Annotated in this window: 2 protein-coding genes and 1 pseudogene; all 3 read right to left on the bottom strand. The window is 42.4% G+C overall.

Annotated features, from left to right (window positions below; genetic code table 11):
• Positions 1 to 81 precede the first annotated feature (81 nt).
• Positions 82 to 1,383, bottom strand: a complete 1,302-nt coding sequence (gene eno, locus CEX73_RS01795) for a phosphopyruvate hydratase (protein ID WP_101626892.1) — start codon at positions 1,381 to 1,383, stop codon at positions 82 to 84.
• Between the two features lie 116 nt (positions 1,384 to 1,499).
• Complete coding sequence (pyrG, locus tag CEX73_RS01790; RefSeq protein WP_101626893.1) at positions 1,500 to 3,137, bottom strand: glutamine hydrolyzing CTP synthase; 1,638 nt, start codon at positions 3,135 to 3,137, stop codon at positions 1,500 to 1,502.
• Positions 3,138 to 3,301: 164 nt separating this feature from the next.
• Positions 3,302 to 4,363: pseudogene (locus tag CEX73_RS01785) on the bottom strand (RelA/SpoT-related domain-containing protein); the annotation flags it as partial.
• Positions 4,364 to 4,496 lie beyond the last annotated feature (133 nt).

The following is a 4,496-nucleotide window of genomic DNA, read 5'->3' as shown; positions in this document are numbered from 1 at the left end:
GGTATTTTTATACTAAGTATACTAAATATCGTATCTATAGTAGATACGACATGAAAGTGAAATGATGCTTACCTGACTGAATCAAGCTTGGTGTTTGACTTCTTTTATACCATTAAATAGTGCTTTGTCGCCCAATGCTTCTTCAATGCGAATTAGCTGATTGTATTTAGCTAAACGATCGGAACGGCTCATAGAACCAGTTTTTATTTGTCCGGCGGAGGTACCAACTGCTAAATCAGCTATGGTAGCATCTTCAGTTTCACCGGAACGATGGGAGATAATCGTAGTATAACCAGCATCCTTGGCCATGTTTATCACTGCCAGTGTTTCTGTTAATGAACCTACTTGATTTAATTTAATAAGAATAGAGTTAGCTATACCTTTTTCGATACCTGTTTTTAACATCTTAGTACTAGTTACGAACAAATCGTCACCTACTAACTGAATTCGATCGCCCAATATTTGGGTTTGGTATGCAAAACCATCCCAATCTGATTCATTTAGACCGTCTTCGATAGAAATTATCGGGTACTTTTTGGTTAGCACTGCAAGGTAATCTGTGAATTCTTGAGAGCTTAAGCGTTTACCTTCGCTTTTCAGATGATAGTTACCGGTAGATTTATCAAATAATTCGGAAGCCGCGCAGTCCATAGCTAAGGTAATATCTTTACCTAAAACATAACCAGCTTTCTCTACTGCGTCTTTGATTACTTCCAATGCAGCGGCATTAGAGCCCAAATTAGGCGCATAGCCGCCTTCGTCGCCTACTGCGGTGTGCATACCCTTAGCCTTAAGAACTGTTGCTAAATGATGGAAAACTTCAGAACCAATTCTAATTGCTTCTTTTACCGTTTTGGCAACTACTGGCTGGATCATAAATTCTTGTATGTCAACGTTGTTGTCGGCATGTTTGCCTCCATTGAGGATGTTAATCATCGGCAATGGCATAGAAAATTGGCCTGGGGTACGGTTTAGTTCAGCAATATGCGCATAAAGCGGCATGCCCTTGCAAGCCGCAGCAGATTTAGCGGCAGCTAGTGAGACAGCTAAAATAGCATTGGCACCCAATTGAGATTTATTTTCGGTGCCATCAAGTTTGATCATCACTTGGTCTATGCATTCTTGATCTTTAGCGTTTTTACTTATTAAGGCTTCCGCAATAGGGCCATTAACAGCGCTAACTGCTTTAGTTACACCTTTTCCCAGAAAACGGGTGAGATCGCCATCACGCAACTCTAGTGCTTCTAGTGAGCCAGTAGACGCGCCAGATGGGACTGCCGCGATACCCCAAAAACCACCTTCCAGATGTACTTCTGCTTCAACAGTAGGATTTCCGCGGGAATCGATAATTTCACGGCCAAGGACTTTTACTATTTTGGACATTAGTATTTCCTTATTGTATTTTTTTGCTAGTAACCAATTGATTCTGGGTGAGTAAGGCAAGCGCTCAGAACCAGCTTGCTACCCACCCCCATTAGATTTATCAGAAGATCTGAATCTTATTTTAGTGTTCGTTTTTGATATTCACCTGCTGCCTTGACAAAACCAGTAAATAGAGGATGACCATCACGCGGAGTTGAAGTGAACTCTGGATGAAACTGGCTAGCTACAAACCACGGGTGATCTGGATATTCTATAATTTCCACTAGCTTCTGATCCTCCGATAGCCCTGCCACGCGTAGTCCAGCGGCTTCTATTTGTTTTAATAACATGTTGTTTACTTCGTAGCGATGACGATGACGCTCCATTATTATGGCATGGCCATACATCTTGCGTGCCAAACTGCCATCAGCTAATTGGCAAGCCTGGCTACCAAGACGCATAGTACCTCCCAAATTGCTCTGCTTGCTACGTACGTTCACATTACCATCTTCTTCGCACCATTCAGTTATTAGTGCTACTACAGGATACTTACAGTTAGAACAAAATTCGGTAGAGTTAGCTTCTGGCATACCCGCTACATGGCGGGCGAACTCTATTAGTGCTACCTGCATGCCCAGACAAATACCGAGATAGGGAATCTTTTTCTCACGCGCGTATTGCGCAGTCATTATTTTTCCTTCCACGCCTCGGTATCCGAAACCACCAGGGATTAGGATAGCATCTAGGTCTTTGAGAATATCTACACTACGGGTTTCTACATCTTGAGAATGGATCAGGCGGATGTTCACTGTGAGGCGATTTTTTAGCCCGGCGTGTTTTAGTGCTTCCATAACGGACTTATAAGCATCTGGTAAGTCGATATATTTCCCTACCATACCTATGGTAACTTCGCCTCCTGGATTAGCCTGCTGGTAAATAACTTGCTCCCACTCAGAAAGATCCGCTTCGGGACATTTCAAGCTGAAGCGCTCACAAATATAATCGTCTAAATCTTGTGATTTTAATAGTGCCGGAATTTGGTAAATGGAATCAACGTCTTTAATTGAAATAACAGCTTTTTCTAAAACATTGCAGAATAAAGCAATTTTCGCCCGTTCGTGGTTAGGCACTGCACGATAGGAGCGACAAATAAGCACATCAGGCTGGATGCCAATCGACAGTAGCTCTTTTACCGAATGCTGTGTAGGTTTCGTTTTGACCTCACCTGCAGCTTCTATGTAGGGCACTAGAGTAAGGTGCATATACAGAGTATGATTACGGCCAACTTCTACGGCCATTTGGCGGATCGCCTCTAGAAAAGGCAAAGATTCTATATCGCCTACTGTTCCACCTATTTCCACCAACACTATATCGTAGCCTTCTCCGCCCTCAATAATACGCTTTTTGATTGCGTTTGTTATGTGAGGAATAACTTGAATAGTAGCACCAAGATAATCACCACGGCGTTCTTTGTGCAGCACATCAGAATATATACGCCCGGTTGTGAAGTTATTACGACGCGACATCTTAGTACGTATGAAACGCTCATAATGCCCTAGGTCTAAATCTGTTTCAGCACCGTCTTCTGTGACGAAAACTTCCCCGTGCTGAATCGGACTAATAGTACCTGAATCAACATTAATATAGGGGTCTAACTTCATGATAGTAACGTTAAGACCTCTAGCTTCTAGAATAGCTGCCAAAGATGCTGCCGCAATACCCTTACCCAAGGAGGATACAACACCTCCAGTTATAAAAATATAATGAGTTATCATGCTGAAAATGAGAAGATTAAAAAATAAGTTAAAAACAGAACAACTAAGTTGAGAATACAATATACCTGAAGCGGAAATTACGCCATAAATATTGTTAATTGTGTGCTAGTCTAGATTAGCGTAACATATAAATGATAATAGTAATTTAACTATATTCATAATTATTTGTATTTCCAATGCGCCGCTCGGCCTATTTCAGCATCTTCATGCATCTGGCTAGTGCGGATTTGAATTTCAATCATTTTACTATGTGGTCCTAGCACCACGGTATGAATAGATTGGTAACCGTTAGGTTTGGGGTTAGCTACATAATCGTCAAACTTATCCGGCAGATGACTAAAATTAGTATGGAGAAGACCTAGCACAGCGTAACAGTCCTGCAGCTGCTCAACAACGAAACGCACAGCGCACAGATCGAACAGTTCTTCAAAAGCTAGCGCTTTTTTCTGCATCTTGCGCCAGATACTGTAAATATGTTTCGGACGACCGTAGATATCAGCTTTTAATCCAGCTTTGAGCATTGCATGACGCAGAGAAGTTACGAAGTACTCAATATACTGTTCTCGGTCGATGCGACGCTCATGCAATAGTTTAGCGATGCGCTTATATTCATTAGGATATAGGTAGCGAAAACAAAAATCTTCTAGCTCCCATTTCAGCTGACCAATACCGAGGCGGTTAGCTAGCGGTGCGTAGATATGAGTACTCTCTTTAGCTGCTAGCACCCGTTCATCTTCCGGTGCATCCTGTAGTTCGCGCAGATAGGCTATGCGCTCTGCTAGTTTTATTACCAAGCAGCGTAAATCATCGACTATAGTCAGTAATATGCGGCATACGTTGTCCATCTGCTCGGACTGATGAGCTGCCTTAAGTTTGCGGATAGCGTCTATCTCACGCACGCCAGAAACTAAATCTACTATATTTTTGCCAAAATATGCTTCCAAAACCCCCTCTTCCATCATTCCTACATCTACCATAGGGAACAACAGCGCTGCACATAAGCTATCGTTATCCATGCTTAGCATCGATAAAATCTCCACCATCTCAATACCCCGCCAGAGTAACAAGGAAACATCTGGATTATTTTTGCACTGTTGCTTGCAGTAGTGCCAGGTACAGGCCAGCCGATCACTCGATTGCTGGTTGGATAGCCCTAAGCTAGCCACCCAATCGTCAACAACGAATTGACACGCTGGATGAAAATGTGTACTTCTTACCGCAACCATACTAACTCCCTATCTTGCAGAGATTTTGGAACGCTTAATAAATAACGCCATTCACTCAAGATGACCATACTGCGCAGAAAAAGGTCTCGTACACGGTAAAGCTTGAGTTTACTACCAGTATAATGTTACTATC

The sequence above is a fragment of the Candidatus Palibaumannia cicadellinicola genome, from assembly GCF_002855795.1.
GTDB lineage: Bacteria > Pseudomonadota > Gammaproteobacteria > Enterobacterales > Enterobacteriaceae > Baumannia > Baumannia cicadellinicola_C.
Note: the sequence above shows the minus strand (reverse complement) of the source record. Positions and strands in the feature narration are given on the sequence as shown.